The sequence below is a fragment of the Shewanella sp. 1CM18E genome (genome assembly GCF_023161665.1).
GTDB lineage: Bacteria > Pseudomonadota > Gammaproteobacteria > Enterobacterales > Shewanellaceae > Shewanella.
Map to the genome: position 1 here is coordinate 1 of NZ_JALNTW010000013.1, position 25,527 is coordinate 25,527.

The 25,527-nt window shown below is 44.7% G+C and carries 32 protein-coding genes; 4 read left to right on the top strand and 28 right to left on the bottom strand.

Annotated elements, in window-relative coordinates; genetic code table 11:
• From MSG37_RS15520 to MSG37_RS15575, 12 genes are all read right to left on the bottom strand, one after another.
• The coding region (locus MSG37_RS15520; protein WP_248471562.1) for a hypothetical protein at positions 1 to 201 on the bottom strand (201 nt) is incomplete at its 3' end.
• 565 nt (positions 202 to 766) lie between these two features.
• Positions 767 to 1,051 carry a hypothetical protein gene (locus MSG37_RS15525; RefSeq protein ID WP_248471563.1) on the bottom strand — a complete coding sequence of 95 codons (285 nt, stop codon included), beginning with the start codon at positions 1,049 to 1,051 and terminating at the stop codon, positions 767 to 769.
• A 57-nt stretch (positions 1,052 to 1,108) separates the two neighbouring features.
• Positions 1,109 to 1,537 (bottom strand): hypothetical protein, encoded by a 429-nt coding sequence (locus tag MSG37_RS15530; protein ID WP_248471564.1) that lies wholly within the window; start codon positions 1,535 to 1,537, stop codon positions 1,109 to 1,111.
• On the bottom strand, positions 1,522 to 2,532 hold the full coding sequence (locus MSG37_RS15535) for a flagellar motor protein MotB (RefSeq protein ID WP_248471565.1): 1,011 nt from the start codon (positions 2,530 to 2,532) through the stop codon (positions 1,522 to 1,524). The genes MSG37_RS15530 and MSG37_RS15535 overlap by 16 nt, the downstream gene beginning before the upstream one ends.
• Complete coding sequence (motA, locus tag MSG37_RS15540) at positions 2,532 to 3,389, bottom strand: flagellar motor stator protein MotA (RefSeq protein WP_248471566.1); 858 nt, start codon at positions 3,387 to 3,389, stop codon at positions 2,532 to 2,534. Before motA ends, MSG37_RS15535 begins: the two co-directional genes overlap by 1 nt.
• A gap of 14 nt (positions 3,390 to 3,403) precedes the next feature.
• A complete protein-coding gene (locus MSG37_RS15545) occupies positions 3,404 to 4,126 on the bottom strand; it encodes an RNA polymerase sigma factor FliA (protein ID WP_248471567.1) in 723 nt (240 codons plus the stop codon).
• Between the two features lie 11 nt (positions 4,127 to 4,137).
• Positions 4,138 to 4,593 carry a flagellar basal body-associated FliL family protein gene (locus MSG37_RS15550; protein ID WP_248471568.1) on the bottom strand — a complete coding sequence of 152 codons (456 nt, stop codon included), beginning with the start codon at positions 4,591 to 4,593 and terminating at the stop codon, positions 4,138 to 4,140.
• Between the two features lie 14 nt (positions 4,594 to 4,607).
• The gene (locus tag MSG37_RS15555) at positions 4,608 to 5,702 is read right to left on the bottom strand and encodes a flagellar hook-length control protein FliK (protein ID WP_248471569.1); all 1,095 of its coding nucleotides are present in this window, start codon (positions 5,700 to 5,702) and stop codon (positions 4,608 to 4,610) included.
• Positions 5,695 to 6,021, bottom strand: a complete 327-nt coding sequence (locus tag MSG37_RS15560; RefSeq protein WP_248471570.1) for a hypothetical protein — start codon at positions 6,019 to 6,021, stop codon at positions 5,695 to 5,697. The genes MSG37_RS15555 and MSG37_RS15560 overlap by 8 nt, the downstream gene beginning before the upstream one ends.
• A complete protein-coding gene (gene fliS / locus MSG37_RS15565; RefSeq protein WP_248471571.1) occupies positions 5,990 to 6,370 on the bottom strand; it encodes a flagellar export chaperone FliS in 381 nt (126 codons plus the stop codon). The genes MSG37_RS15560 and fliS overlap by 32 nt, the downstream gene beginning before the upstream one ends.
• Before the next feature lie 14 nt (positions 6,371 to 6,384).
• Entirely contained in the window at positions 6,385 to 7,773 is a 1,389-nt protein-coding gene (fliD, locus tag MSG37_RS15570; protein WP_248471572.1) for a flagellar filament capping protein FliD, read from the bottom strand.
• Positions 7,774 to 8,062: 289 nt separating this feature from the next.
• Positions 8,063 to 8,878: a flagellin gene (locus MSG37_RS15575; protein WP_248471573.1), complete on the bottom strand. Its 816-nt coding sequence runs from the start codon at positions 8,876 to 8,878 to the stop codon at positions 8,063 to 8,065.
• A gap of 231 nt (positions 8,879 to 9,109) precedes the next feature.
• On the opposite strand from MSG37_RS15575, the gene fliB reads away from it, so the two are divergent.
• Positions 9,110 to 10,294: a flagellin lysine-N-methylase gene (fliB, locus tag MSG37_RS15580; protein ID WP_248471574.1), complete on the top strand. Its 1,185-nt coding sequence runs from the start codon at positions 9,110 to 9,112 to the stop codon at positions 10,292 to 10,294.
• 61 nt (positions 10,295 to 10,355) lie between these two features.
• On the opposite strand, the gene MSG37_RS15585 is transcribed toward fliB, so the two are convergent.
• From MSG37_RS15585 to MSG37_RS15640, 12 genes are read right to left on the bottom strand one after another with little or no spacing between them, the layout of a single operon-like run.
• On the bottom strand, positions 10,356 to 11,366 hold the full coding sequence (locus MSG37_RS15585; RefSeq protein WP_248471575.1) for a hypothetical protein: 1,011 nt from the start codon (positions 11,364 to 11,366) through the stop codon (positions 10,356 to 10,358).
• 21 nt (positions 11,367 to 11,387) lie between these two features.
• Complete coding sequence (gene flgL / locus MSG37_RS15590) at positions 11,388 to 12,305, bottom strand: flagellar hook-associated protein FlgL (RefSeq protein WP_248471576.1); 918 nt, start codon at positions 12,303 to 12,305, stop codon at positions 11,388 to 11,390.
• 10 nt (positions 12,306 to 12,315) lie between these two features.
• Positions 12,316 to 13,689: a flagellar hook-associated protein FlgK gene (gene flgK, locus MSG37_RS15595; protein ID WP_248471577.1), complete on the bottom strand. Its 1,374-nt coding sequence runs from the start codon at positions 13,687 to 13,689 to the stop codon at positions 12,316 to 12,318.
• Between the two features lie 44 nt (positions 13,690 to 13,733).
• Positions 13,734 to 14,147 carry a rod-binding protein gene (locus tag MSG37_RS15600; RefSeq protein WP_248471578.1) on the bottom strand — a complete coding sequence of 138 codons (414 nt, stop codon included), beginning with the start codon at positions 14,145 to 14,147 and terminating at the stop codon, positions 13,734 to 13,736.
• Entirely contained in the window at positions 14,147 to 15,277 is a 1,131-nt protein-coding gene (locus MSG37_RS15605; RefSeq protein WP_282446693.1) for a flagellar basal body P-ring protein FlgI, read from the bottom strand. The genes MSG37_RS15600 and MSG37_RS15605 overlap by 1 nt, the downstream gene beginning before the upstream one ends.
• A 37-nt stretch (positions 15,278 to 15,314) precedes the next feature.
• A complete protein-coding gene (gene flgH, locus MSG37_RS15610; RefSeq protein WP_248471579.1) occupies positions 15,315 to 15,983 on the bottom strand; it encodes a flagellar basal body L-ring protein FlgH in 669 nt (222 codons plus the stop codon).
• A gap of 49 nt (positions 15,984 to 16,032) precedes the next feature.
• On the bottom strand, positions 16,033 to 16,818 hold the full coding sequence (gene flgG, locus MSG37_RS15615; protein WP_248471580.1) for a flagellar basal-body rod protein FlgG: 786 nt from the start codon (positions 16,816 to 16,818) through the stop codon (positions 16,033 to 16,035).
• Positions 16,819 to 16,855: 37 nt separating this feature from the next.
• Entirely contained in the window at positions 16,856 to 17,590 is a 735-nt protein-coding gene (locus MSG37_RS15620; RefSeq protein ID WP_248471581.1) for a flagellar basal body rod protein FlgF, read from the bottom strand.
• A 9-nt stretch (positions 17,591 to 17,599) separates the two neighbouring features.
• Entirely contained in the window at positions 17,600 to 18,808 is a 1,209-nt protein-coding gene (flgE, locus tag MSG37_RS15625; protein ID WP_248471582.1) for a flagellar hook protein FlgE, read from the bottom strand.
• Positions 18,809 to 18,831: 23 nt separating this feature from the next.
• Positions 18,832 to 19,494 (bottom strand): flagellar hook capping FlgD N-terminal domain-containing protein, encoded by a 663-nt coding sequence (locus MSG37_RS15630; protein WP_248471583.1) that lies wholly within the window; start codon positions 19,492 to 19,494, stop codon positions 18,832 to 18,834.
• A complete protein-coding gene (gene flgC / locus MSG37_RS15635) occupies positions 19,494 to 19,913 on the bottom strand; it encodes a flagellar basal body rod protein FlgC (protein ID WP_248471584.1) in 420 nt (139 codons plus the stop codon). Before flgC ends, MSG37_RS15630 begins: the two co-directional genes overlap by 1 nt.
• A gap of 6 nt (positions 19,914 to 19,919) precedes the next feature.
• On the bottom strand, positions 19,920 to 20,270 hold the full coding sequence (locus tag MSG37_RS15640; RefSeq protein ID WP_248471585.1) for a flagellar basal body rod protein FlgB: 351 nt from the start codon (positions 20,268 to 20,270) through the stop codon (positions 19,920 to 19,922).
• Between the two features lie 84 nt (positions 20,271 to 20,354).
• Here MSG37_RS15640 and flgA point away from each other — a divergent pair, with 84 nt between their 5' ends.
• The 3 genes from flgA to MSG37_RS15655 all read left to right on the top strand — a co-directional run bounded on the left by flgA (position 20,355) and on the right by MSG37_RS15655 (position 21,920).
• Positions 20,355 to 21,101, top strand: a complete 747-nt coding sequence (flgA, locus tag MSG37_RS15645; protein WP_248471586.1) for a flagellar basal body P-ring formation chaperone FlgA — start codon at positions 20,355 to 20,357, stop codon at positions 21,099 to 21,101.
• 86 nt (positions 21,102 to 21,187) lie between these two features.
• The gene (gene flgM / locus MSG37_RS15650) at positions 21,188 to 21,469 is read left to right on the top strand and encodes a flagellar biosynthesis anti-sigma factor FlgM (RefSeq protein WP_248471587.1); all 282 of its coding nucleotides are present in this window, start codon (positions 21,188 to 21,190) and stop codon (positions 21,467 to 21,469) included.
• Positions 21,462 to 21,920: a flagellar protein FlgN gene (locus MSG37_RS15655; RefSeq protein ID WP_248471588.1), complete on the top strand. Its 459-nt coding sequence runs from the start codon at positions 21,462 to 21,464 to the stop codon at positions 21,918 to 21,920. Before flgM ends, MSG37_RS15655 begins: the two co-directional genes overlap by 8 nt.
• Positions 21,921 to 22,022: 102 nt before the next feature.
• Here MSG37_RS15655 and MSG37_RS15660 read toward each other — a convergent pair whose 3' ends face one another.
• The 4 genes from MSG37_RS15660 to MSG37_RS15675 are packed head-to-tail and all read right to left on the bottom strand — an operon-like array spanning position 22,023 to position 25,498.
• Positions 22,023 to 22,436, bottom strand: coding sequence for a hypothetical protein (locus tag MSG37_RS15660; protein ID WP_248471589.1), 414 nt, complete (start codon positions 22,434 to 22,436; stop codon positions 22,023 to 22,025).
• Entirely contained in the window at positions 22,433 to 23,788 is a 1,356-nt protein-coding gene (locus tag MSG37_RS15665) for a FliI/YscN family ATPase (protein WP_248471590.1), read from the bottom strand. Before MSG37_RS15665 ends, MSG37_RS15660 begins: the two co-directional genes overlap by 4 nt.
• Entirely contained in the window at positions 23,766 to 24,512 is a 747-nt protein-coding gene (fliH, locus tag MSG37_RS15670) for a flagellar assembly protein FliH (RefSeq protein ID WP_248471591.1), read from the bottom strand. The genes MSG37_RS15665 and fliH overlap by 23 nt, the downstream gene beginning before the upstream one ends.
• Positions 24,512 to 25,498, bottom strand: coding sequence for a flagellar motor switch protein FliG (locus MSG37_RS15675; RefSeq protein WP_248471680.1), 987 nt, complete (start codon positions 25,496 to 25,498; stop codon positions 24,512 to 24,514). Before MSG37_RS15675 ends, fliH begins: the two co-directional genes overlap by 1 nt.
• Positions 25,499 to 25,527: the final 29 nt, after the last annotated feature.

The window sequence follows — 25,527 nt, forward strand, 5'->3', positions numbered from 1 at the left end:
CAGAAGTGAAACGCAATATCGCCGATGGTAGTGTGGGGTCTCCCCATGTGAGAGTAGGTCATTTCCAGGCGCCAAATTAGTATCAAAGCCCGCTACGATGTAGCGGGCTTTCTTACGTTTGGGCGTTTGTAAAATACTGAACGCGAACTTATCTAGAATACGATTACCTGTAAAGGTGACTGCTTCACCTAATGTAGGCATAAATGCCTACCTCCAACGTCAACCCGTCGCTGAGCTTGGCCAGAAACTGCGTCCATGCGTTTCAGGCATTCGGCACTTCCGTGTGCCTCGCCTCCAGCTTCGTAACAAGTTACTCGCGCTTCAAAGCCCTTGAATGCGTTGCATCCAAAGCAGGGCTTCTTCGCCCCCATGTGTTCGCTGCGCGAACTACGAGAGTAGGCCATTTCCAGACTTTAAATTAAGTGAGAAAGTACTTACCTTCTAATGCTATGGATGGGATAGAGAGTAGTTGCGTTTTGGCGTTTGTAAAATATTGAACGCTAACTTATCTAGAATACAGCTACCCGTAAAGGTAGCTGCTTCACTTAACGTAGGCATAAATGCCTATCTCCGACGTCGCCCCACCGCTGAATGGGAAATAAAAGCTTGAACATAGTGGGCTCAGGATCTAGATGGATTAGTGGAAACAGGTATAAGCCAACTTAATAGCTGGCTTGAGGTATCAGAGGCGATTTTTGGGGTTTAGCTTATTGAAGCAACAAGAAGAAACTATACCTTCGAGTGTATCGTTAGCTGTCGGCTTTATTTAAAAGAAAAAGTAGTAAGCAATGAGTACAAAAGACAGTAACGCACCTATGATAACGGGATAAATCTGATAGCCATCCTCTGCTCTACGTGCTCGTCTAAAGCATAGATTGACTAAGATTAAATTAAACATCGCTACCGCGACCGAAGTCATAGCGCCATGTTGAAACGACATATCTTTTATGGAAACAATTAAGTAGATCAGAATGATCCAGTCAAAGATGATCAAGTATAAAAAGAGCTTTTGTAAGGCATCAGGTCCTTTGCGCTCGTATGAAGCAGGCATTGTGATCTCCTTATTTGTCACGGAATACCCAATATTTTTAATTTATTAAAGTTGGAGCTAATTACTCATATTGTAAATTTTAGTGGTGATGTAACTTATCCTTTTTTCATCTTTTTCAACCCACTTAGCTCCAACAAAATTAAGTTTGCGATTGATTTTTTCTAGGCGCATTACTTGGATTTGAAATCGCTCACCGTCTAAAGAAATATCAACAATCTGTTTAGGTAGTAGAGTCGAACTGCTAATAAAACCAATCCCTCCTAAGCCAATGTTTTTTATATTGGCGATACCAATCTTTTTGTTGAATAAGTAATGGCATTTTATAAGTGATACTGTAATGCCATCACATGCGAAGCTAATATCTTGCAGCTTTCTTTGTCTTAGACTAAATCGAACATATTCGCGACCTTCATGCTCTGCTTGCTCTATGCTTGGCTGTTTATCTGCAGTAATAAACTCGCCCTCAGCAATTATTGGTTTGTCCATTGTTGTGGGTATCTGGCCCTAGCTTGGTTTTTTTCTGCGATTTGCTTTGCTTGTTGTAATTCAGCTTCTGCTGCGCTTGCTTCAACGGGCAAGCCCATCATTTGTTTTAGTTGGTTTTCTGCGGCAGAGGTCATTACTAAAACTTCTATACGACGGTTAGCTGCGGCAGCAGGATCTTCGGCTATATAGGGGGCTTGGTCTGCCATGCCGGTCACTTGAATGACTTGGCTACGATTAATGCCACCATATTCTAGTACGCGTCTCGCTAATAGAGCGCGTTTACTTGAAAGCTCCCAGTTGGTGAAGCTTTTACCTGCATAAGGGCTCGAATCTGTATGGCCTGAAATAGTGATTTTATTTTCGACTCGACTTAGTAATGGGGCTAATGCCATTAGTAGGTCTTCAAAATAAGGCATCATCTCAGCACTACCGCGGGTAAACATAAACTGGTGCACGTTATCGTGCATTAATATGCGAACGCCTTGAGGGACAACTTGTAACTCAACATTTGCGCCCATGCTGACATCTCTGATGACACTATCAATTTCTTTGGCAAGAAACTCTAGTTGAGCTTGAGTTTCAAATTTTCCTGGTACTAAAGAATTCAACTCTGGGCCCCTGCCTGCTTTAGCGTTTTCCTCGCCAAAAGGAATACGGTTATGCATCGCTGGTCCGCTTTTATCCACACCCGTTGAAGTTGCTGGAAGCACTGCTTGTTGAATGCCCAAGTTGCCTTGAAACTCAAGCATGGATGGTGCACCGCCTAAATCAAACGGGTTGATTGAGCCATTGTCATATAGGTCGCCATTTAGATACTGCACAATCATAGTTCTTTCTTGCTGATCGGCAATCTGCATAATCCATAGCACCATAAATAGTGCCATCATAGCTAAAGTGAAGTCAGCAAAAGCAACTTTCCAGGCGCCGCCATGTCCAGCTTTTGCTTTGGCGCGTTTTTTACGACGAATGACAATTGGCTCTGTTCTAGTCAGCATTAACTTTTTTGCTCCACCATCCAACGTTCAAGTTCAATAAAGCTTGGGCGATTTTCACTTTGAATTTGTTTGCGGCCGGCATCTACGGCTTGCATTGGCGGTTTACCTTTAGCAAATGCGCTAAGCGCAGCTGCTACGCAACGTAGCTGTGCTGACTTACGTTCAACAAGGTGTTCTAGTGCTTTAGAGAGCGGATCGAATAAACAGTAGCAGGCAAAAATACCAATAAAAGTACCGACTAGTGCTGCAGCCACCTTTACGCCGATCATTGTGATAGGGCCATCAATATTAGACATGGTAATAATAATCCCCATTACCGCAGCTAAAATACCAAAGCCTGGCATGGCCTCGGCAGTTTTTGCTAGTGCGTGCGAAGGGCGCATTCTGTCTTCTTCAATACGGTGGATTTCTTCTTCGAGAATATGCTCTAAATCATGCGGTGATATCTTGCCAATGGATTGCAGTCTAAGATTATCTATGAGGAAATTAAGCACGTTTGAATGTTCTAAAACCGCTGGATACATGAGAAACAATGAGCTTTCACGTGGGTTTTCAAGGTGATCATCGAGAACGCGTAAGCCTTGTGCCTGTATTTGAGACATTAGCATGCCCATTAAGCCAAACAGCTGCGGATAAAGCTCAGGATCTTCTTGCTCAACTTTTACTATTTCTTTGAGCTGTTCGATCATCTCGATGAGTACTGGCTTCGGGTTTGCAATAATTAATGCTCCAACACCAGCGCCAAAAATAATTAGTATTTCAGCAGGTTGCCATAAAGATATTAGTGAGCCTCCGGCCCAAATATAGCCGCCAAATACCGACAAAATTATGATTACTAGCCCAACCAGTTTGCTCATACTATCTCACTTAGTTACCGTTCCCACTGTTGGTAGATACTGTGTAGTTGCTTAACTGCTTGTTTGTGCAGTTGGCAAATTCGAGTTTCCGTTAGACCTAAAGTGGCAGCAATTTCTTTTAAATTAAGTTCATGTTGATAGTAAAGCGACAGGATCACCTGTTCTCTTTTGTTTAATTTTGAAATAGCTTGTAATAAATATTCTTTTGCCGAAAATTGCTCCAAAATATCATTGTTATCAATGAAGTGGCGACCATCACTAATTAGCTCATCTAAGCTATGCATGGATTCTGACTGTGAAGCGTATAGCCGCTCACGATACTCTGTTGGGCTCAGTGACATAGCGTCAGCAATTTCATTGTCGCTTGGTTCACGTTCAAGCTGACGGGTTAATTTTCTTACCATGTCATTCAGTTCATGGGCTTGTTGCCTGACCGGACGCGGACGCCAATCTTGGCGGCGTAATTCATCCAATATGGCGCCACGGATCCGCTGCCCTGCAAATGAAATAAAGCCATTATCGTATTCACCGGGATAACGCCTAGCAGATTCGAGTAACGCCATTAGGCCAATCTGCTCCATATCTTCCATAGCTAACACCGAGCCACAATGACTCCTAAGTTGCGACACCGCGCGCTTAACTAAGGGTAAGTACTGAGTCATCACTTGGCTTTCGGATAAGCGTTTAGCGCTAATATCTTCGCTAACTTGTTGATAAGCAGATTGGGCTGTATTCATTACAAGAACCTTTATTGAATAACCATACGGGTGAATAAGACTTCGTCTAGTTCGATGGCAAAATCGTTATTAGCTAAAACGACCGATAGCAAGCCGTGGGCTTCTTTTTGCAGTGACTCAAACTGTTCTGAGTTGTTTAATTCATTGAAATGCTTTTTAGAAAACATCTTCATTAATGAGTTTCTAATTACTGGATCGGCTTGCTGTATGGTGTGGGCCACATTTGCGGAGCGACTTTTAAATGCCATTTCGAGCAATAAATAGTGTGGATATTCATCACCGGGAATTGAAATAACAAACTTTTCTAACGGATAGAACTGTGCTGTTTTGACCTCTTTTTCTGAAGCAAATAGGTCACCACCAATAAGCTGTGGCGATTGAGTTCCTAGCCAAAATGTTGCAGCTGTCCAGCCCATTAGTAAGCAAAAAATGCTAAATCGTTTACCTGATTTTTTAGTTAATGCCATGAAATTGTCCTCGGTTATGCGAGTAGATCAACCTGATCTTGCTGCTGATTTTCGTGTGAAAAAGTTAACGGTTCATGCAGGCTCGCGAGCTGAATATTGGATTGCTGATCTTGGTGTTGGCGCTCTTTTGAAGACTCACCCTGACCAATATCAACATCGATTTGGCCGCCATGGTCATTGGCGAGTTCACCGCGTAATCGCTCTAGGCCAGCTAATAAAGCGTCACGTACTACTGAGTTCGCCGCATGCATTTGTATTTGCAAACGGTCGCCTTCTAAGCGCACATTGAGTTCAATTTTGCCTAGTTCCGGAGGGTCGAGACGGATCTCTGCTTGCTTTATTTGCTGATCAATTTGAAAGCGTATTTGCTCGCGAAGCGGTGACAGCATGTCGTGTGATTGCTGTAACAATGGAGCCGATTGAGTGACAGATATTGGTCCCCATTGCGCAACGGCTGCTGGTGAGCGAGTGTTGTTAACCAATAATTGGTTGGTTACCGACTCGATATTATCCAAATTACTGCTATCCAGTAGTTGATTAGCAAATGGACTTTGCAGTGCTGACACATGGGTAAAAGCTGGCGTTATAGCGGGTTTTACTAAGCCTAACTCTAGGCTTGGATTGTAGTTTTGATTTAGCGGTTTATCGCCACTAAAGCTTATGTTAGTTGCGGGCGTTTTAGTGTGTTTTTCTATGTTAGAACTTATATGTTCAGCCGTTTTTTGCTGATGTATTTGCGGTGTAATTACGCCAGTTGCATCATTTTTTAGCGTAGTAAAATTAACGCTTAGTCCTGTTTGGCTGATATTTAAATCGGCTAATGGCTCACTATTACTGTGATATACGCTGCTGCTAATAGCTGAATTGATTGCGCCAGTAATTGGTGGTTGCAGGGATAGGTTTTCTGTTATCGCGGTTGCATACACACCAGCATTGAAGCTTGTTGATGCCGGTGTAATTTGAGCAGAAGCTAACGAAAACGGCATCGCCTCGTTAGCGCTTTCTGGCTCAGTATTGTCGACACCTAAAACAGAGTTTGATGGCTTTATTTGGCCATTATTCACATTAGGCGCAGTGACACTGGTATTAATTAATACAGAGTTATTCATGATTAACTCCGGCACTTGCACAGGTAAATTGATAAGCGGCTAAGCCATCTTGTTGTAATTTAAACTTGTGCATTTCTTGCTTGAGTTGCTCTTGTGCTTGCTGCATTTGTGAAACAATACCTTTGTGAGTAGCAGCCAAAGATTGGCGCGCAAGCAACTGCGAGCGCGATGTTGGTTTACCGGCTTTTTTTAGGGCATTAGTCATTTTTTGATTCACCATGACTAATTTTTCCCAGTTTTGTGCAGCAGCATGAAATTGCAAAGCTTGCTCAAATCGTTGCCACTGCTCAATTGAGATTGGCCCATCCAGATCTGACATCAGTAATGACCTTAGTAATTGGAATAAGAGCTGTTGTGCTGTTTTCAACGCTAGCGATGACCAGTTGGCGGCTGCAATAGTCGTAAAGCTGATTCAGCTTGGTAGCGACTTCACCACCGTTTTCAAGGTCGAGCATAGAATCCAGCCCATGAACTATGTTGAGGCACTTATTGATACTTTGGCCCTTATCTTCAAAGCTTTTACGTTGCATAAAGCCTGCTGCTCGTTGGATCTCTTCTAAAAGCCCATCTAGTAACATACGCACCATCTCATGAGGATTGGCAGCTGCAGCTCTAGCATTAATAGAGGTTTGCTTATAAGCGTTGAATGGATCATGCTCGTTTAACATTTTGCTAGAATTCCTTAGTAAAACAGCGAGCTGGCTGAGTTAAGTTGGTTGATGGTGTTTTCCATCGCGGTAAACTGCGATAGATAAATTTGGTATCTTTGCTCCATTTGGCGATCATGGTTATCCATGCTGCTCTCAACGCGCTCTATTTGCTTTTCGAGGTTATCTTTTTTGAGATCCATCGAGCCTTGGAACTTGGTGAAAGGGTCAATCAGGTTGTCGAGACGATCGATATAGCTACCACTATCGGTAAACATTGCTTGGATAGCATTAGGGTCATCTTTAAGGGCTTTAGAAAGCTTGCTTGAGTCGATTTCTAGTTTGCCATCACGACCCATTTCTACGCCGATATCTGATAAACGCATGCCGTTTGGTGCACTATCAAAAATCGCATCTCGCATACCTTGTTGCAGCATTCTTATGCTTGAGTCGCCTTTTAATACCCCGAGTTGGTCTTCAGTGATTGAAGAGTTAAAGTCATCATCTTTATCCTCGTCATCTTCATCATCACTGCTATCATCTTTGTCAGAGTTTTCCTGATTAAGCTCGTCTAAGGCTTCGCTGCCCATTGAACGGGTCAGTTTGTTAATCTCATCCATTAAATCATTAAAGATATCGACAAAATCTTCAACAGCTTGCTCGCTAGAGTCGGTATCAGAGACAATGTTGATACTGCTGCTTTCGCCAACTGCATGGGTTTTATTTAATTCGATGGAAACGCCGTCAATGACATTAGCTAAGTTGTTGCTGCTACTGGTGATGTCGATACCATTAAGGTTTACCTTGGCATCTTGGGCTGCGCGGCGCTCAGTCATGCCCCAATCGGCGCCGTTGAAGTTGACGCTAATATTATTCGCCGCACCAGACTCTTTTGAAGACAGCATGAGCTCTACTTGACCACCGGTTCTAACTAAAGAAGCTTGAACGCCAGGGTTGTCTGGATGATCGTTAATCATGCTGGTGAGGTCTTTGACTGTCGCTGTGCCATCAGCGTTGAGCACTGACATATCGAGACTAATAGTGTCGGCTGCATCAGCGCCAAGCTGGATCTCGATAACACCAGTTGTTGGGATTAATGCATCTTCGCTAGCAAAGTTTTTAGTCAGTTGGTGTGCTTGAGCGAGTTGCTCAACATATAAGTCATAGTTACCAGTAGGCGCACCGCTATCTACAGTAATAGCGGCGTTGTCATCACTAATTGATGAGGTTTTGCTTTCGAAAGCATCTCCATTAATCTTTTCAAGATTGCTGGTCATCTTATCTAGGCTGCGTTCAAGGATCTTATAGGCATCAAGTTGTGACTCATATTTGCTCTTGTTGCTTTCAAATATTTGATCTTTGCCCATGCGCTCTGCGGCAATAAGTTGTTCGGCAAATGAGGCGCCACCCATACCTGAAATCATTTTATTTCTCCAATTCGCATAGGAATGGCAACCTTTGTGCCATTTATTTAAGTGTTTGTTTTTGAATGTATTGGGCAGTAAGTTTTATTGGTGATGACCTACGCCTTTCCGTTTGTATAGACGTAAAGGGAAGCGCTACTTCCGTTATGGAATATGGCCTAAATATCACTTACTTATCTCTGATATAAGGCGACATTTACACAGGGATGCTGAAGCGTTACTGAGATAATTGATAAATAAAAAAGGAGCCGAAAGGCTCCTTTTGATATTGGGATAGTAGGGAGGAAGATTAGCCCAATAGACCCATAACCAAACCAGTGTTTTGGTTTGATGAAGATAGAATGTTTGTACCTGCTTGAACCAGTAGCTGGTTCTTAGTCATTGCAGCAGTTTCAACAGCAAAGTCAGTGTCCATGATACGGCCAGCAGCAGCTTTAGTGTTTTCAGTAACGTTAGTTAGGTTAGATGCAGTGTGACCTAGACGGTTGATGCTTGCACCTAGGTTAGAGCGTTCTGTACCAACAGCATCGATGATTGCATCAACGTTGTCGATTTGAGCTTTAGCTGTTGCTGAGTCAGTAATTTCACCAACGAATAGTTTTTTTACATCAGCAACCTTAGTGGTAACAGTTAGTTGCTCTGAAGCTGTGTTAGATGCACCAATTTGGAAGCCAACACCTTTATCTAGCTCTGTGAATAGTTTGTTTCCACCGTATTCTGTGCTGTCGATAATGCGGTTAGCTTCAGCGTTAAGCTCTTTGTATTCAGCACCAAGTGCTTTAATGTCTTCAGCAGAGTTAACGCCGTTAGCTGCTTGAGTCGCTAGCTCTTTTTGACGAGAAGCGATGTTGTTTAGCTCGTCTAGTGCACCGTCTGCAGTTTGTAGCATTGACGTTGCGTCAGAAACGTTGCGGCTAGCCGTTTCCATACCTGTTACGTTAGCATTTAGGCGAGTCGCAATCTGTAGACCTGCAGCATCATCAGCAGCGCTGTTGATACGAAGACCTGTTGATAGGCGCTCCATAGCATTGCCAAGAAGGTCGTTATTTTTAGTGACAGCATTTTGAGCGATGTTTGACGCGTTATTAGTCATTACAGATAACATAGGATATTCCTTTGAGTTTTAACGGGTTATTTGTTGTCTATAAACTTAAAACGACAGCGGAATTGGAAACTGAAAGCAGGCCGGTAAATTACTTCAAAATAAACGCTTAACGTTATGAATTTTATATAAATATATTTTTTAATTTATTTTTATATCATAAGTAATGTTTTAGGAAATCATCACTTTGGTCGCTTTAACTAGGCATATTTAGGCTTAAAAAAGCGAACCACAATGAAGCATTTACTTGTTAGACCTCAGTTTGTTGCTCACTTTAGTTGTATTGGCGGAGAATGTGAGGATAGTTGCTGTTATGGCTGGAATATTCATATTGATAAGCAAAGCTATAAAAAAACCTTAGCTCATAGTGAGCTTAAAGAGTTAGCCAAAACGGCACTCAAAAAAGTAAAGAAAAGTGATGGGGTTTGGGCGCAGGCGGTTTTAGGTGATAACGGCGCTTGTGGCTTTTTAGATGCCAATAACCTATGCCAAATACATGCTAAAGCAGGTGAGTCACTACTGAGTGATACCTGTAAGACTTACCCGAGAATGGCGCATATGCGCGGTGGTGACCGCTATGAGAGTCTGTCGTTATCCTGCCCCGAAGCCGCACGCAATATTCTATTTAAAGATGATGCTTTTCGCTTAGAGCGTCTGACCATCAATCATCATCGCTCTTTCAAGGCTACGCCGTTATGGGCGCAAAAGGCCTATGACTACTCGATTCAACTATTGTTAAAACCGCAGCAACCATTAGAACATGGGTTAACTGCTATTGGGATCTTGATGAAAACCGCTGATAAGGTGGCAGCTGGGGAGCTTGATAGTAGTGCGCTTGATAATATGTTCCAGCAGTTGCTAACTTTAAGTGACAATGGTCAGCTAAAGCAGCATTTTGACGGCTTTAATCAAGATACCGATATTCATCAAATGCACGCTTTTACCTCGATTCAATTATGGCTAAATACTAATAAGGTGAGACGTGGCCGCAGTCGATTTGAGCAAATCAATCAGGCGATATGTGCTTTAGCTGATGATAATCAAAACATTAGTATGGCGAGTATTAATCAGGCATGGAAAGAGTCTGCATTACCTGCGTTATCGAGTCATCCGCAGCTGTTTAGCCGTTATCTATGCTATTACCTCTATCACATGCAGTTTCCGCAGGTTGATGCATTAACTCCGTCAGAAGCCTTTAGAGTGATGCTGTTAGATCTGTTTATGCTGCGTTGCTATTTGGCGGTAGTAGCTGCAAGTAAACAAGGGTTATCTGATCACGATATTATTATGTGTTTTCAGGTTTATCACACTAACCGACAGCATAAAGCTAATTACAGTCAGTACGTGACAGAGATATTGGCGCAGGCGAAATTTGATGAATTAGCAGCGATTTTGACCTTGTTAAGCAAAGCCAATTAATGCTCAAAGGCTCATAATCTATGGCGTCACAAGTCCTGTTGACGCCATTAAATTCGTATAACTAGTCTAATAACGAAGATACTTGCGGGCGAGTAAGATTAGCTTGCGCCATCAATGAGTTTATTTTCAATTTAAATGGCGACGGTTGCATAAGCGTTGATAATGCTTCGAGGGTAGATTCTACATTCAGTGAAGCGTCTTTTACCTGACTGGCTTTTTGTAATTGTTGCTGAATATGCTGCTGGCTTGTTTGTAGCTCACGTAACTGAGCATCAACTTTATGGGTCGATTTTGCCACTTTGGCTAAAGACTGTTTGATATTGTCTCGGCTATTAAAGCGCCATTCCTGTGGATCTTGCCAGTTGAGTTGTGGCTGTACTTTTATGGTTCTGGCATCACCCGCTGGTAAGCGCTGACCTTGCCCGGTCATCAATAGTCCGTGCTGAATCTGCTGCCATTGCTGAGTATTCGCTTTAAAGAGTAAACGATTATCAGCTGAGTGTTGTATCTCTATATCCAGTTTAGCGAAGGCACTTTTTAGTTGATTAGCGAGTTCGTGAGGCTGGGCATTGGCAGGTAATAATACTTGAGTTGAGTCTTTACCTAGTTGTACTTGGATTAGTTCGTCGCGAGGTTTTGCTGTGGTTAGCTCAACAGATTTTAAACTAAAGCTATGCTTGGCTGCTGGTCGTTGAGTTGAAATTAAATTGAGCTGGTGATCAACGAGTGGTTGGCCTAAATAGCTAATATCGAGTTGAGCTAATCGTTGTTGGGTGCGCTCTAGGGCATCATTATTGTTGCTTGCTGTTAATGCCTGTTGCCCTTGGTGCTGCAGTTGCGCCAGTAGTGTTTTAACTTGTTTAAGCCCTTGCTCAGCAACTTGCTGTGCACTGACTTTATGCTGGCCTTGAGTGACCTTTGCCCATTTGGTGTAGCTTTCTAATCTATGACTGGGGATGTTCGCAGCTTGGGTATTATTGTGTGTTTGCGCTACCGCTTGGACAGCCGCCGTAGGCGCAACACTGGGGTTGCGCTGCTGAACATGAAGTGAGTCTGAAATCCCGTTTAGCATTGATTTGTCTTTAAGTTAGATTTAAATATGATTAAACAAAGATAGTTGCGAAACTTGCACAAAAGTTTGCTGAGTAACCTTTAACGCTGTGAGCTTAACGTTAAACTCTGCGGTGGCTTGGGCATAATCTAAGCCTTCTGTTTCACCAATTACTTCTTTATTAAATAGCACACGTTCTTCATGGGAAGCTTGCACTAAACTCAAGGTGTTTTGTTTACCACCAATATCGGTAATTGCAGAGCTTATACTATTAAGGCTGTCATCTAAGCTGGTTTGCATATCAATCGCAATTTGGTCAAATGCATTGTCACCTGGTGCTAATGTTGGGTCTTCAAGTACTGCAATAAAGTCTTTGGTTTGATTTAGAATATCGGCACTGCCGTTTGAGAAAAGAAAGTCTGCCGCTGTGCTATTAGCTGTCATCCAAGATGATGTTGATGTTTGTACTTCTCGGGTGTTGGTATCACCTTGGTAGACGTAGTTGCCATCAGCGTCTTGGCCAATAGGCGCAGTATCAGTTTTATTGCCAGAAAACAGGTAGTTTCCAGCCTCATCTTTGGCATTAACGGTATCGACAAAAGTCTCTAGCAGTTCATTCATCTCAGCTGCGTAAGCCGCTCTATCTTCTGGCGACAAACTACCATTATTTGCTGAAACCGAGATTTCTCGCATACGACCTTGTAGCTCTACCATGCTCGACATATAGGTTTCGGCACGACTAAAGCTAGTAGAAAGTGACTCGGTATTGTCTAAGTATTGGTTCGTCGCAGCCATATCTCGCTGACTACCAATAACCTTAACTGAACCAATAGGATCATCTGACGGACGTAAAATAGATTTACCCGTCGACATCATTTCATTGAGCTTAGAAATATCAAAGGTCGATTTTTGTAGGCTGTGTAGGTTATTGCTGTACAGGTTCATCATACTAACGCGCATACAAATGTCCTTAAATACTGTTCAAAATGGTTTGGAATAGTTGATCAGCAGTGGCAATCACTTTAGCGTTTGCTTGGTATGCTTGCTGATACATAATGAGGTTGGCACCTTCTTCGTCAATATTAACTCCGCTGGTGCTAGCCCATTGTGTTTGCGCTTCAATTTGCAGTTTTTCAGCGGTGTCTTTACTCATTTTCGCTTGGCGTGAGGCTGAGCCGAGTTCACCTATTTTGCTCGCAAAGGCGTCACCCATGGTTGCATCGACACCCATAGAGCTGAATGAAAAGTTCTTGTTCGCCAGCTCAACTAGATCTTTTAAGTTGCTGTTGTCGCCTGGGGTACCATCTTTACCGAATGCCAGCATGTCGGCACTAAAGCCTGCTGTAATCGTTAAGCTACCTGCTGGGTTGGTCGGGTCGTAACTAAATAGCTGCTGAGTTGGTGTGTTACCATTTAAATCTGTACCTGCGCCAAGTACGTTATTAAATTCATCAGCCATGGTCATGGCGAGCTCATCAATAAACGCAAGCGAGTCAAGCATGCTGTTATCACGGTAATCAATTAGTGCGCCTAAGCTGCCGCTAGCGGTTTCATCTAGCGGAAAGCTAGACTCGCCAAATTGAATGCTCACTTGGCTAAATCGAGGGGAGGCGGGATCGGGATTAACACTAATCTTTGAAGCTGTTGTGCCTGCAAGTAATGGCTGACCTTGAGCCAGTGAGATATTTAGCATGCCGTTGGCATCTTCAACCACGTTGACATCAATGATTTTCGACAGGTCATCGACTGCAGCATCGCGAGCATCAAGTAATGCTAATGGCACATTGCCGCTAGCTTTAGCGGTTTGAATATCAGCATTAAAGCTGGCAATGGTTGCGAGTTGGGCATTTATTTCTTTGGCTGACGCATGAATTTGCCCTTCGATTTGCGAAACTTGTGCATCTAGCCCTTCACTAATCGAATTAAAACGTTGAGTTATAGCCTTAGCTTCATTTAAAAAACCTTGGCGATGCGCGATCTCGTTAGGCTGCTCCATGGCAGAGTTTAGCGAGGCGAACAGTTGATCTAAGCCTGCGGAAATATTATTGCCTTCCGAGCCAAATATTTGCTCTACCTGGCCATAGTAACTGGCTTGAGTTTTAGTAAAGCTAACATTGCTGGTGGTATTCCACAGTTGAGCCACTTCATATTGATCTGAAATACGGCGTACACCATCAACCATCGCCCCAGAGCCGCTGCCATAAATGCCATTACCCACAGAGCTGAGCATGGCATGTTGGCGAGAATAACCCGGCACCATAGCGCTCGCGAGGTTATTAGAGGTAACGGTTAAGGCTGCCATACTGGCATTTAGCCCTGACATACCAATATTAAGCATGCTCATTGTGAATCCTTATCTGTAAAGTAAGTGGTGATGTAAGGCACCGTTTACTCAGGTAATTTGTTTATAAAGGGCAGTATCAAAGCAGGCTGCATTGCGTGAGTTGTCGGCCCATTGTTTGGTTGACTATTAGAGGCGACCGTCTCGGGGGCAGACTTAAGCCCGGCCGATAATTGTTTGGTCATCACATCGGCTAATCCCGTGCTTTGCATCTGACTTAAACGACCAGCAAGTTCTGCATCATGCCAATCGCGGTACATGCCATCATTTTGTGATGATAGGGGACTGTCTTTATCCGCCATCACATCTGAGGCAGAGCGCATCTGCTTTAGTACGGTTTGTAAAAACTGAGCTTCAAACTGCTGGCTAACGAGCTTGAGTGCGCCGTGCTCGCCGTTGGCTTTAATTAAGTCGCCAGCATCAAGTTGGTTTAAGTAGCTATGGTTATTGTCGATTTTCATTAGATCACCACCAATTCAGCTTCAAGTGCACCGGCTTCATTTAAGGCTTGTAATATCGCCATTAGATCCATTGGTGATGCGCCAAGGCTGTTAACCGCACGAACGATATCATTCAGTGCTATGCCTTCGGGCCAAACAAACATGTGACCATTGCCTGTATCAATATCAATTTGGCTATCTGTAGTAACCACGGTTTCACCTTGTGCTTGGCCAAGATAAGCACCATTTGGTTGGCTGACAGTTTCTTGCTCAACAATTGTGACCGTTAAATTGCCATGGCTAACGGCGGCTTTACGTACAACCACATCGCCACCCATTACAACTGTGCCTGTGCGGCTATTAAATACCACGCGCGGCGTTTTGCGGCCTTGCTCTATTTGCAGCTCTTCGAGCATCGACATAAATGTCACTCGTTCACGATTTGATTTTGGCGCACGAACTATGACTTTAGCGCTGCTATCTGCGGTTGCGACATCTGGACCAAATAGCTCGTTGACGGCACGCTCGATGTTGCGGGCGGTTTTAAAACTTGGGTCGATAAGATTGAGTACGATGTTTTCGTTGTCATTAAAATCACTGTTCATTGGCGCTTCAAGTAGCGCACCGTTGGGAATATTACCTACCGTCGGCACATTGATGGTGACAGAGCTACCATTGCGGCCTTGCGCTGATACACCGCCAACGACCAAGTTACCTTGAGCAACAGCATAGATCTCGCCATCAACAGCTCGCATTGGTGTCATTAACAGTGTGCCGCCACGTAAGCTTTTGGCATCACCTAATGATGACACGGTAATGTTGAGTGTTTGTCCTGGGCTGGCTAATGGCGGCACGGTAGCGTGCACAGCAACCGCTGCAACGTTCTTTAGTTTAGGATCGGTTTTATCGTCAATTTGCACCCCAAATTGCTTAAGCATGTTAACGATAGACTGGCTGGTAAAACGCACCTGAGTGCGGTCACCTGTGCCGTCGAGACCCACGACTAAACCGTAGCCGACGAGTTGGTTATCACGGATCCCTTGTACATCGACAATGTCCATTAAATATCTATGTTGCACTTGTGCCTGAGCTGGAAGTAAAGGCGTTAAGCTGAGCAGCATACTGGCCAAAAACATGGCAATTTTTTTCATTCACACAATCCTGACTTTGTTACACGTAAATGGCTTATCACAATGGAAACCAAGGACTATTAAAGTATCGTGCCGCCCAGCCCATACGGTTACTGTCGGAGATAGCCCCTTGGCCACCGTAAATAATCCGCGCATCGGCAATGCGTTGGCTTGAAATAGTGTTGTCGTTGCCAATGTCGTCAGCACGGATCAGCCCGAGTAGGCGTAAGTATTCATCACCTTGGTTAAGGCGCAGCCATTTTTCACCGCGGATCAACAGGGCGCCGTTTGGTAAAACTTTTGCGACGGTTACTGTGATTGAGCCTGATAGCTGATTTTGTTGGGTACTAGAGCCTGTGCCATTGAACGAGCGCCCCATGTTCGCTTCACCATTACCACTAATTGCATTGCTGCCAGTGGTTGCTTGGCCGTCAATAGACATGCCGCCAGTTTTGCTGGTTTTGGTGTCTGCACGCTTACTAGAATAGGTTTTTTCATCAAGGGCTACAGTGAGAATGTCGCCTTCACGAAATGCGCGTTTATCTTTAAATAGCGTTAGCATGAAACCCGGACGATACACGCTGCCATTTTGGGCTGGTGGCAGGCTGTAATCGATCTCTGGTGGAGCCCACTCAGGTTTACCCGGTGCGGTATCGGCTTCTGGAATATGTGCAACGCAGCCAGACAGTAACCATACCGTTGCCAAGCTTAACCAGATTAATCGCATAGCGGCTCCCATGTTGAATGTCATCATTTGTGAATTGATAAAGCGCTGATTACAGCGCTTGGTTTAAGAACTTAAGCATGTCGTCTGATGCCGATACGACCTTGGCATTCATTTCGTAGGCGCGTTGAGTTGAGATCATCTCTACCATCTCCTCCACCACGTTAACGTTTGCACCTTCAAGTGCACCTTGGCGGATTTGCCCTAAAGCTTGGTCGCCGGCAATACCTTCAACGGCCGCACCAGATGCACCTGTTTCACGGTAAAGGTTATTACCACGGGCCTCTAAGCCTGCTGGGTTGGTAAAGTTTACTAAGGTGATTTGACCTAACTCTTGTGCATCTGCTTGGCCAGCCATTTGCGCTGATACTAAGCCGTCGCTAGCGATAGTTACCGTCAGTGCATCTTCCGGGATCTCGATATTGGGTACTAAAGGTAAACCTTGAGAGGTCACCATTAAGCCTTCGCTGTCACGGTAAAATTGACCATCACGTGAAAAGCTAATCTCGCCATTGGCTTCTTCAATTTGGAAAAAACCTTGGCCTTCAATTGCTAAATCAAGCTGTTGGTTGGTGGTAAGCATGTCACCAGCAGTGAATACCTTTTGAGTGCCAACAACTCGAGTACCTGTACCAAGTTGTAAACCTGACGGTAGTTCATTTTGCTCATCAACTTGGCCACCAGGTTGGCGCTGTACTTGATAAAATAGATCGTTAAATGCGACTCGGTCGCGCTTAAAGCCTGTGGTATTTACGTTTGCCAAGTTGTTGGCAATGGTCGTCATTTTGGTGTCTTGGGCGGTTAAACCGGTTTTACTTACCCATAAAGCTGATTGCATTGCAGTAGTTCCTTAAAATAGGCTTCAAAAACTGAGATTATGCGTCGCGTAACAGGCGGTTACCTGCTTCGGCGAGTTTCTCTGCGCTTTTCATCAGTTTTACTTGCACTTCAAACTGGCGACTTAGATCCATCGCAGCGATAAGTTCACCAACGGCTTGTACGTTGCTGGCTTCAAGAAAACCGCTGCTAACAGATACTTGATCATTAGCTGGTAGAGGTTGACGGTCTTGGGTATAAAGCAAACCGTCTAATCCTTTGCTCATGTCGTTAATATCAGGATTGACCAGCTTGAGCTGCCCAATCTCTTCGATAACCCCACCTTCATCTGCCACTATGCTTAAGCGGCCATCTTCACCAACAAAAAGCTCGCGATATTCAGGTAATACGATAGGGCCATCAACGCCTGCAACTGGGCGACCATCAAGTGTTAGCTGACCATTTTCATCTGGTTGGATTGCACCTGAGCGGGTATAGCCTTCACCGTCTTCGGTCATTACTGCAAATAAACCGGCATCATTAATCGCAAGATCTAAGGTTCTGCCTGTTGGGTTCATTGCACCGCTTTGTTGGTTAAAACCACTGCTTTGAGTTTGTGCTAATACGCGTGTTTGCAAGCTGTTACCGGTTGGGGCCACTGTCATGGCATTAACGCGTTCTAGGTCAGCTTTAAAGCCTGTGGTATCCGCATTGGCGAGGTTGTTAGCGCGAATAGCTTGCGCTTCCATTACCCTTGCAGCACCTTTAGCGGCGGTATAAATCATTCTGTCCATGGTTTAGGCCTAAATTACGTTCAGCAGGGCTTGCTGCATAGTTGAGTTAGCGTCTAACACTTTGGCGTTGGACTGATAGTTGCGTTGGGCTGTCATCAAGTTGACCATTTCTGCAGTGGTATCAACGTTTGAGCCTTCAAGGTAGCCGCCTGCAATTGCGCCTAATGTGCCAGTTGAAGGTGTACCGATAATTGGCTGACCTGCGGCATTGGTGGCTGTCCAAGCGTTATTGCTGATTGGAGTCAGGCCATTCGGGTTATTAAAGTCTGCCAGTACAACTTGGCCCTGTAACTGCTCTTGGCCGTTAGTGTAAGTGCCGTAAAGCATGCCGCTTTCATCTAAACGAATACCGTTTAGTTCACCTGAGGTGTAACCGTTTTGGCTTAAGCTTGAGTTGTTATAATCAGAAGCATATTGGGTGCTTTTGTCGTAACTTAGGCTTAGATTTAGATCAGATGCACCACCAACAATATTCGGGTCGCTAATATTTAGAGCGAGATCTGCGCCAGCTACAAGCATACCGTCAGAATTAAACTCCAGTTGATGACCACCGGTTGGGGTCACATCTGTATCGCCCATCATGTAGTGCACAGACCATTTATTATCGTCAGTTTTAACGTAGTACTGGGTTAGGGCGTGCTCTTTACCAAGTGAGTCATAAGCGGTAACTGTGCTAGATGAGTGATAGGTTGAGGCATCATCAGCATCAAAAGGTGTCACTGCTGGGTCGATAACTTCTACGCGGGCATCTAAATTAGAAACTAAGCCAATATCGCTGGTCGCTTTTGCTGGTAATGCACCAGCTTGAACTTGCAGATCGGTAACATTACCCGTTTGCAGATTACCTGCCGCGCTTACCGAGTAGCCTTGGAGGCGATTGCCTGCAGGATCAGTCACAAAACCGTTGGCATCTTGGTTGAACATACCAGCACGAGCGTATGTTGTGGTGCCGTCTTGTGCACTTAATACAAAAAATCCTTCGCCTTGAATGCCCATATCTAGCTGGCGACCAGTGTAAGTTAAGCTGCCACTGCTGCTGAAGTTTTGGCTGGTGGACATTACGTTTACACCACCTGCTTGGCCGCCGTTATAGATGGCAGAGAACTCGCTACGACCACCGCGGAAACCTACGGTTGAAGAGTTAGCGATGTTATTACTGATAGTGTTTAGATCTTGTGTAGTTGCTTGTAAGCCACTTAACGCAATATTGAACGACATAAATTGAGCCCTTGATAATTTAGTTATGAAACTTCAGAGATTTCCAGCACAGAAATAGTGCCAAGGCCATTACCCAGTTCAGCCATCATCATTCCTGATGCGCTGATAAAATGAATTTTTTCGATTTCAGCTTTTACAAAAGTGTCTGCTTTTTTGGTGACGTCGCCAGCGGTAGTGTTAGCAACAATGCTGTATTCACCAGCAGGAAGCTCTAATGCTTCAGGATCGATAGTAAACGGAGTATCACCGACTTCCTGCGAGCCTAAATTTAAGGTGTGTACTACATCGCCATTGGCATCTACGATATCGATATTGAGCTCTTCAACGGCATTGCTTAAGAACACTTTGCCCTCTAATGGCTCACCATCGATGTTAAATTCAGAGGCGGGGACCATGGCGTCTTTACCTACTAGTTGTGCTGATTGCACAATGCCGAGGTTTTCCATGATCACCATTTGGGTTGATTGGTTAGCGCGCATTTGCTCTAAGCTTTCTACTTGAGAAAATTGCGCTAGCTGAGTGACATACTCAGTACCATCAACAGGATTCGTTGGGTCTTGGTTTTGGATCTGCGCAATCATCAAGGTCATAAATTCATTCTTGATTGAGGCAGCGTCGTTACCCGGTGAATTAACAATGGCATCGGTTGGGTTAGTGTTGTTATTGCTGGCGCTAGTGACGTTCATTATTTAGCTCCTAGTTGCAGTAAGCCTTGCTGCATTGAGCGGGCTCGATTCATGATTTCCACATTGGTTTCAAATGAACGACTAGCAGCCATCATGTCGGCCATTTCTTCTACGGTATTAACGTTGGAATAAGCGACATAGCCTTGTTCGTCGGCGTAGGGATGATCTGGTTCGTAACGTAGATCGAGTGGTGCATCAGATTGCACAATCGCCGCGACTTCAACGTGAGCTCCAGCGACTTGGCCGTCTTGAGTTTGTTGGTAAATAGTCGAAAACACGGGTTTGAGAGCACGAAAGGCTTCGTCAGGAGTTTCGGCTGCTGCATCAGCATTTGCGAGGTTACTGGCTACAGTGTTTAAGCGTATGGTTTGGGCGTTCATGCCCGCACCGGCAATTTGATAGATTTCTGCAAATGACATAGTGGCTTACTGACCTTCGATTGCTGTGCGTAAACCTGAAATTTTCATATTGAGAAAAGTCAGGCTGGTTTGGTAATCCATAGCGTTTTGTGAATAGCGCGCTTGTTCTTTACCAAGTTCGACCGTGTTTTGATCGGCTGATGTTTGGTAAGGCACGCGATAACTTGCTTGATAATTACGGTCTGGAGACATGCCAGCATTGATCTGCAACATCACATTTTTAAAGTCGAGATCACGTGCTTTATAGCCAGGAGTTTCGGCATTGGCTAAGTTACCGGCCAAGACTTTGCTGCGTTCAACGCGAAAGTCTAAAGTGTGTGGATGAATGCCTAATGCGGCATCAAGGTTGATAGCCATTACGACTCCTAGTATGGTATGTCCAAATTTATTGCTGCATGAACAATCAATTAGTGTGCCAGTATTATTAGTTTAGGATTTTCAATGGTTTGCTCTAAATATACCTCGGCTAACGGAATCTGTATTTCCTACTTCCTCCTCGCTATTTCCTGTTTGTTTCCGCTACAAAGTGTCGCGAAAACCATCAATGAAACCGAGCAACAAATCGAACTCGCAATGCAGCAGTTATTGCACAGTGAAATGCAGCAATGGCAACAACAGGCTGGGTTAAAACAACTCGATTTTAAGCTGCAAATTAAGGTGCCATCAGGCGCAAAACGTCTGCCTTTGTGCCTGTCTCCATTAACATTTGATAGTGCCAGTGGCTTGCCTATCGGCAATGTGCAGCGCAAAGTCAGCTGCAGTGACCAAGGCTGGAATCTATATGTGCGTGCATCTGTTGATGTAACTGCGACAATTCCGGTGGCTAATCGAGTGCTAAAACGTGGCGCGGTTATTAGTGCTGTAGATATTGAGTGGCGCAGCGTTCAACTAGGCATGAGTGATAGAGATCTAGTTACTCAGTCACAACAGATTATTGGTCAGCAGGTTTTGCGCAAAATTCGCCGTTATAAAGCGATTAAGGTAGTGCAATTAAGCTCTCCACAATGGGTTAATATTGGTGACCGAGTGATAATTGAGGCGAGTAGCAATGGTTTTTATGCCAATATGCAAGGCGAGGCGCTCGAAGCGGGTGGGGAAGGGCAAGCTATTAGGGTTAGAAACCTAAGTTCAGGCAAGGTCATTGTGGCTTACCCTTTAGCTCCGGGACGAGTGGCGACCAAGTTTTAAGGGGCATAATTTAATTATCTGGTGATTTCAGATTAAAGCCAAAGTGTCGCTTTAATGGGTTATTGGGCGAAATTGAGATAACCGATATGGAAATAAGTAAGTTAAACAGCACAATCCATACTGAATTGGCGACGAGTAAAAATAAAACTCCAGTGACTCAGGTTGCTGACACGCCAGCACCAGCTATGATGCCACAGCAAGAAGTCAGTGATGATTGTCGCTTGATTGAAGCAGCACAACCTCAATTAGAGCAGTTGCCTGACTTTGATTTGAGCAAAGTTGCACAAGTGCGTCAGTCATTAATTGATGGCAGTTTTAAGTTGGATCTCGAGCAATTAGCTGAAACTATGGTTCAGCAACATGGATAACCCTGTACCGACTAAGCGTGAATTAGTACAGGCGATAGTGCGCGGTATTAAACAAGATACTGAAAGCTATAAACAGCTAAAAAAGCTGTTGCATCGTCAGCGGGAATTGATGCAATGCCGCGATAATCGTGGCTTAAATATACATAACAAGCTGCAAACTGAACTTTGTGACGACTTGATGTTGAAAGCTAATCAGCGTCGACAAATGTTGGAGTCATTAGGTTTTGCTGGTAATGCCAGCGGGATGCAGAGTTTAATTGGTAAAATGCCGCCAGCCTCATCAGCTCAAGTGGCTAACTTGTGGCAAAACTTGCTGCAAACCGTAAAAGAAAGCCAGCAAGTCAATGAGGCTAATGGTAAGTTGCTGGTCGCTCAACAAGAGGTGATCAGTCAGTTGTTACATCCAAATGGTGATAACGGCCATGACTATGGCAATGTGCGCTCATTTTAAAACTGCTTTTTGGGCTAATTATAATGGCCTGCTAGAAGTGGACTCATTGTATAAGTTAACGACCTAAGTTAATTGTATGGCGCTTGATGTCATCAAGTGCTGTTAAGCGCGAACATAACGCGCGGCTAAATCATCCAGCTGTTTTTGTTCCTGCTTTTGCTGTAATTGCTTATGTTGCTGTACACGTTCATTGTACAGCCACTGAATGCTTTGCTGGCGCCCCAATTGTTTACGCCATAGGCCATGTACACGCTGCTGCTCTTGCTGCAGTAATAGCTGCTTGCGAGTGAGCTGTTTGAGCATAGGTTCTATCACCTGACACATTTGCGCATTATTTTGCAGTAGCATGGCAGATGCACAGCGACTATTTGCTTGAGAGTAGTCGCTTATCATCTGACCTAATTGCTGCTTTTGCTGCTCGATACGGCTGATTTGCTGTTGAGCGGCCGTTTTTTGTAGACCTAATTGACTTAGTTTTTTCTCTTCTTGCTGGCACAAAATCTGTAATTGCTTCATTTAGGTGTTTCTTCGTTGCAGGCAAAGCCCATTTGAGCGACAAGTTGCGCTAATGCGCTGAGACTCTGAGATAAGTCTGCTTGGCTATGGGTTTCTTGGCGTAGAAAGGCTGCCATTTGCGGATAAGCACTTACTGCCATGTCCATTTCTTGATCGTGTCCAGCTTGATAACCACCAAGTGGCAGAAGCTCTTTTACTTCGTTATAGCGACTGTTGAGGTGTCTAAACCATTGGGCTTGCTTTAGCGTTTCAGGGCTAGCAACTTGCGATGCTAAACGGCTCACCGATGCACCGATATCTATTGCTGGAAAATGCCCTTGTTCGGCAAGTTTACGATTAAGCACGATATGACCATCTAAAATTGCCCGAGCAGAATCAGCGATTGGATCTTGCTGGTCGTCACCCTCGGTCAGTACGGTATAAAAAGCGGTAAGAGTACCCGTTGGGTGCTGGCTGTTACCGGCCATTTCAACCAAGCTTGGCAACAACGCAAATGCTGAAGGTGGGTAACCTTTGGTTGCTGGTGGCTCACCTAAGCTAAGTGCAATTTCTCGTTGTGCTTGTGCGTAACGAGTTAGCGAATCGACTAACATTAATACTTGCTTGCCTTGGTCACGATACCCCGCTGCGACTTGATGGCATAAGCGCATCGCGCGCATGCGCATTAACGGTGTGGTATCGGCTGGTGCAGCAATAACAACGGCACGTTTACGACCTTCTTCACCAAGCGCTTCTTCAATAAATTCTCTAACTTCACGGCCACGTTCACCAATTAAGCCAACGACCACAATGTCGGCTTCAGTAAAGCGGGTCATCATGCCGAGTAACACACTTTTACCGACTCCCGAGCCTGCAAATAAGCCAAGGCGTTGTCCGCGACCAACCGGTAGCAATGAGTTAATTGCTCTGATCCCAACATCTAACGGTTCGCGAATAGGTTTACGCTTTAGCGGGTTAGTGGTTTTAAATTGCAGCGGCACTTGCGGTAGGTGCTTGATGCAACCTAACTCATCTAAAGGTTGACCTAAACCATCGAGTACTCGGCCGAGTAGGCCTAAGCCTGTAGGTATTTGATAGCGCCCCTCAATGGGCATCACCCTCGCGCCAGGCATTAAGCCGTTGGCATGCTCAATGGGCATTAAACAAAGAGTATCCTTATGGAAGCCAACGACTTCGGCTTCCACGAGATGGTTATCGCGACACTCAATATGACAACGATCACCTGTGGCTAACTGGCAGCCTACGGCTTCAAGCAATAAGCCGTTTACTCGAGTTAAACGGCCATAAACTTGGGCAACTGGCACTTTGGGCCAGTTTAAAATATCCGCGTTAAGCTTCAACTTTGGCCTCATGTTCGTCTGCCGCAGTTGCTTGCGTGTCTTGTAGGTGCGCTTCAACTTGTGCCATACAGCGATTAAGTCGACTTTCTACTGAGGCGTCGGCGTCAGCTGTTTCACTAACAATACGACAGCCGCCAGCGCTGATGCTTGGATCAGCGACTAAGCTCCAAGATTGCACTTTATCTGCAGCTAATTCTTTGAGCTTATCTACCGCGCTTGGCTCTAAGTGAATTTTAACCTGAGTCGGGTCGTCTGGCAGTGCTGCCAATGTTTCCTCGATTAAGGTTAAAATCTGCTGTGGTTGCAGGGTAAGTTCGCAGCGAATCACTTGTAGCGATACTCGGCGGACTAGGTCGAGAATTAACGACTGTTGCTGCAATATTTGTTGATTATGGCCTTCTTCGAGCACAGCTTGGAGGGCGCCAAGTGGTGCAATTAGGCTATTGAGTTGATCTTCAATACTGTCTTTACCCTTTTGCTGCCCCTCAATGCGGCCTTGGTTAAATCCTGCTGCGTAGCCAGCTTGGCGACCTTCTTCTTCACCTGAGCTATAACCTGCAAGGTGGCCTTTTTGCACGCCTTCATCATAGCCTTTGTCGAAAGCTTGTTGAAAATCTTGCCAGCCAGAAGCTTCAGTTTCATTACCGGTTTCAATCAATGGTGAAAAACGGTGGCGGCGAGGGTGTTGGCCTACTAGGCGCCAGCGTGGATCAGCTTTATTCGTTGTATTCGTCATTATTCCACAACCTGTTCTTCAAATAGCTGCAGCTCAATTTCACCCTCGTCCATCATCTGTTTTGCTAGCTCCATAATTTCTTTACGGGCGGCAATAGCTTGGCTTAAAGGTACTGTGCCAATGGCTTCAATTTGGGTTTCGATTGCTGATGACATACGTTTAGGTAGTGCGTTAAGCAAGGCTTGTTTTAACTCGTTTTCAATACCTTTTAGCGCCAGAGCCAATACATCGGCTGGCACTACAGCCATGATTGTTTGTAAGGTTTCAGGTTTTTGGCGGCCTAGAATGATAAAGTCGAACATATTGTCAGCCACATTGCTGGCAAGTTGTTTGTCGTGCAGTTTGAGCATTTCCATAAGCTGCTCACGATCACCGTCAAAACGGTTAAGAATATCGGCAACTTGGCGTATGCCGCTTACTTGGGTATGGCTTTTATCCATAGCGTTAAGCATGCAGCGCTCTACCAGTTGCTTTAATTCATCAACCACTTCACGGTCGATATCACCGAGTTGGGCAATACGCAGCAGCACTTCATCTTGACCTTCTGCAGGCAGGCTTTGTAGTACTAATGCGGCATTTTCTGGCGGTAAAAGACCAAGTAGCACCGCTTGTAATTGGCAATGCTCGTTAGCTATTTCTCGCGCCAGTAGTTGCGGGTCAACCCATTCAAGACGTTTAACTAAAATCTTAATTTCATCGCCATAAATGGTGTCGATTAAGCTTTTTGCCACCCGATCACCTAAGGCTAAATCTAAGGTTTTTTGCAGATAAGTGCGTGAGGCGCGCGCGATACCAGATTGCTCTTGGTAGCGATTAAAAAAGCGCTCAATTACCGCTTCAGCTTCTTGTTGAGTAATGCTGGCAAGTCGCGCCATCTTGTAACTTAACTGCTGTACATCGTTCTTATCTAGATGCGCCATAACTTGAGCTGCAGCTTCTTCACCCATGCTCAATAACAGCATGGCAGCTTGCTCTAGGTTATCCATTTTTAGTGTGATTGCATTATTGTTCACGG

Excerpts from the sequence above, each read along its gene's own strand:
- MSG37_RS15525 (WP_248471563.1), bottom strand. The coding sequence starts at position 1,051 with ATGCCTGCTTCATACGAGCGCAAAGGACCTGATGCCTTACAAAAGCTC.
- MSG37_RS15530 (WP_248471564.1), bottom strand. The coding sequence starts at position 1,537 with ATGGACAAACCAATAATTGCTGAGGGCGAGTTTATTACTGCAGATAAA.
- MSG37_RS15535 (WP_248471565.1), bottom strand. The coding sequence starts at position 2,532 with ATGCTGACTAGAACAGAGCCAATTGTCATTCGTCGTAAAAAACGCGCC.
- motA (WP_248471566.1), bottom strand. The coding sequence starts at position 3,389 with ATGAGCAAACTGGTTGGGCTAGTAATCATAATTTTGTCGGTATTTGGC.
- MSG37_RS15545 (WP_248471567.1), bottom strand. The coding sequence starts at position 4,126 with ATGAATACAGCCCAATCTGCTTATCAACAAGTTAGCGAAGATATTAGC.
- MSG37_RS15550 (WP_248471568.1), bottom strand. The coding sequence starts at position 4,593 with ATGGCATTAACTAAAAAATCAGGTAAACGATTTAGCATTTTTTGCTTA.
- MSG37_RS15555 (WP_248471569.1), bottom strand. The coding sequence starts at position 5,702 with ATGAATAACTCTGTATTAATTAATACCAGTGTCACTGCGCCTAATGTG.
- MSG37_RS15560 (WP_248471570.1), bottom strand. The coding sequence starts at position 6,021 with ATGTCAGATCTGGATGGGCCAATCTCAATTGAGCAGTGGCAACGATTT.
- fliS (WP_248471571.1), bottom strand. The coding sequence starts at position 6,370 with ATGTTAAACGAGCATGATCCATTCAACGCTTATAAGCAAACCTCTATT.
- fliD (WP_248471572.1), bottom strand. The coding sequence starts at position 7,773 with ATGATTTCAGGTATGGGTGGCGCCTCATTTGCCGAACAACTTATTGCC.
- MSG37_RS15575 (WP_248471573.1), bottom strand. The coding sequence starts at position 8,878 with ATGTTATCTGTAATGACTAATAACGCGTCAAACATCGCTCAAAATGCT.
- fliB (WP_248471574.1), top strand. The coding sequence starts at position 9,110 with ATGAAGCATTTACTTGTTAGACCTCAGTTTGTTGCTCACTTTAGTTGT.
- MSG37_RS15585 (WP_248471575.1), bottom strand. The coding sequence starts at position 11,366 with ATGCTAAACGGGATTTCAGACTCACTTCATGTTCAGCAGCGCAACCCC.
- flgL (WP_248471576.1), bottom strand. The coding sequence starts at position 12,305 with ATGCGCGTTAGTATGATGAACCTGTACAGCAATAACCTACACAGCCTA.
- flgK (WP_248471577.1), bottom strand. The coding sequence starts at position 13,689 with ATGAGCATGCTTAATATTGGTATGTCAGGGCTAAATGCCAGTATGGCA.
- MSG37_RS15600 (WP_248471578.1), bottom strand. The coding sequence starts at position 14,147 with ATGAAAATCGACAATAACCATAGCTACTTAAACCAACTTGATGCTGGC.
- MSG37_RS15605 (WP_282446693.1), bottom strand. The coding sequence starts at position 15,277 with ATGAAAAAAATTGCCATGTTTTTGGCCAGTATGCTGCTCAGCTTAACG.
- flgH (WP_248471579.1), bottom strand. The coding sequence starts at position 15,983 with ATGCGATTAATCTGGTTAAGCTTGGCAACGGTATGGTTACTGTCTGGC.
- flgG (WP_248471580.1), bottom strand. The coding sequence starts at position 16,818 with ATGCAATCAGCTTTATGGGTAAGTAAAACCGGTTTAACCGCCCAAGAC.
- MSG37_RS15620 (WP_248471581.1), bottom strand. The coding sequence starts at position 17,590 with ATGGACAGAATGATTTATACCGCCGCTAAAGGTGCTGCAAGGGTAATG.
- flgE (WP_248471582.1), bottom strand. The coding sequence starts at position 18,808 with ATGTCGTTCAATATTGCGTTAAGTGGCTTACAAGCAACTACACAAGAT.
- MSG37_RS15630 (WP_248471583.1), bottom strand. The coding sequence starts at position 19,494 with ATGAACGTCACTAGCGCCAGCAATAACAACACTAACCCAACCGATGCC.
- flgC (WP_248471584.1), bottom strand. The coding sequence starts at position 19,913 with ATGTCATTTGCAGAAATCTATCAAATTGCCGGTGCGGGCATGAACGCC.
- MSG37_RS15640 (WP_248471585.1), bottom strand. The coding sequence starts at position 20,270 with ATGGCTATCAACCTTGATGCCGCATTAGGCATTCATCCACACACTTTA.
- flgA (WP_248471586.1), top strand. The coding sequence starts at position 20,355 with ATGGTTTGCTCTAAATATACCTCGGCTAACGGAATCTGTATTTCCTAC.
- flgM (WP_248471587.1), top strand. The coding sequence starts at position 21,188 with ATGGAAATAAGTAAGTTAAACAGCACAATCCATACTGAATTGGCGACG.
- MSG37_RS15655 (WP_248471588.1), top strand. The coding sequence starts at position 21,462 with ATGGATAACCCTGTACCGACTAAGCGTGAATTAGTACAGGCGATAGTG.
- MSG37_RS15660 (WP_248471589.1), bottom strand. The coding sequence starts at position 22,436 with ATGAAGCAATTACAGATTTTGTGCCAGCAAGAAGAGAAAAAACTAAGT.
- MSG37_RS15665 (WP_248471590.1), bottom strand. The coding sequence starts at position 23,788 with ATGAGGCCAAAGTTGAAGCTTAACGCGGATATTTTAAACTGGCCCAAA.
- fliH (WP_248471591.1), bottom strand. The coding sequence starts at position 24,512 with ATGACGAATACAACGAATAAAGCTGATCCACGCTGGCGCCTAGTAGGC.
- MSG37_RS15675 (WP_248471680.1), bottom strand. The coding sequence starts at position 25,498 with ATGGATAACCTAGAGCAAGCTGCCATGCTGTTATTGAGCATGGGTGAA.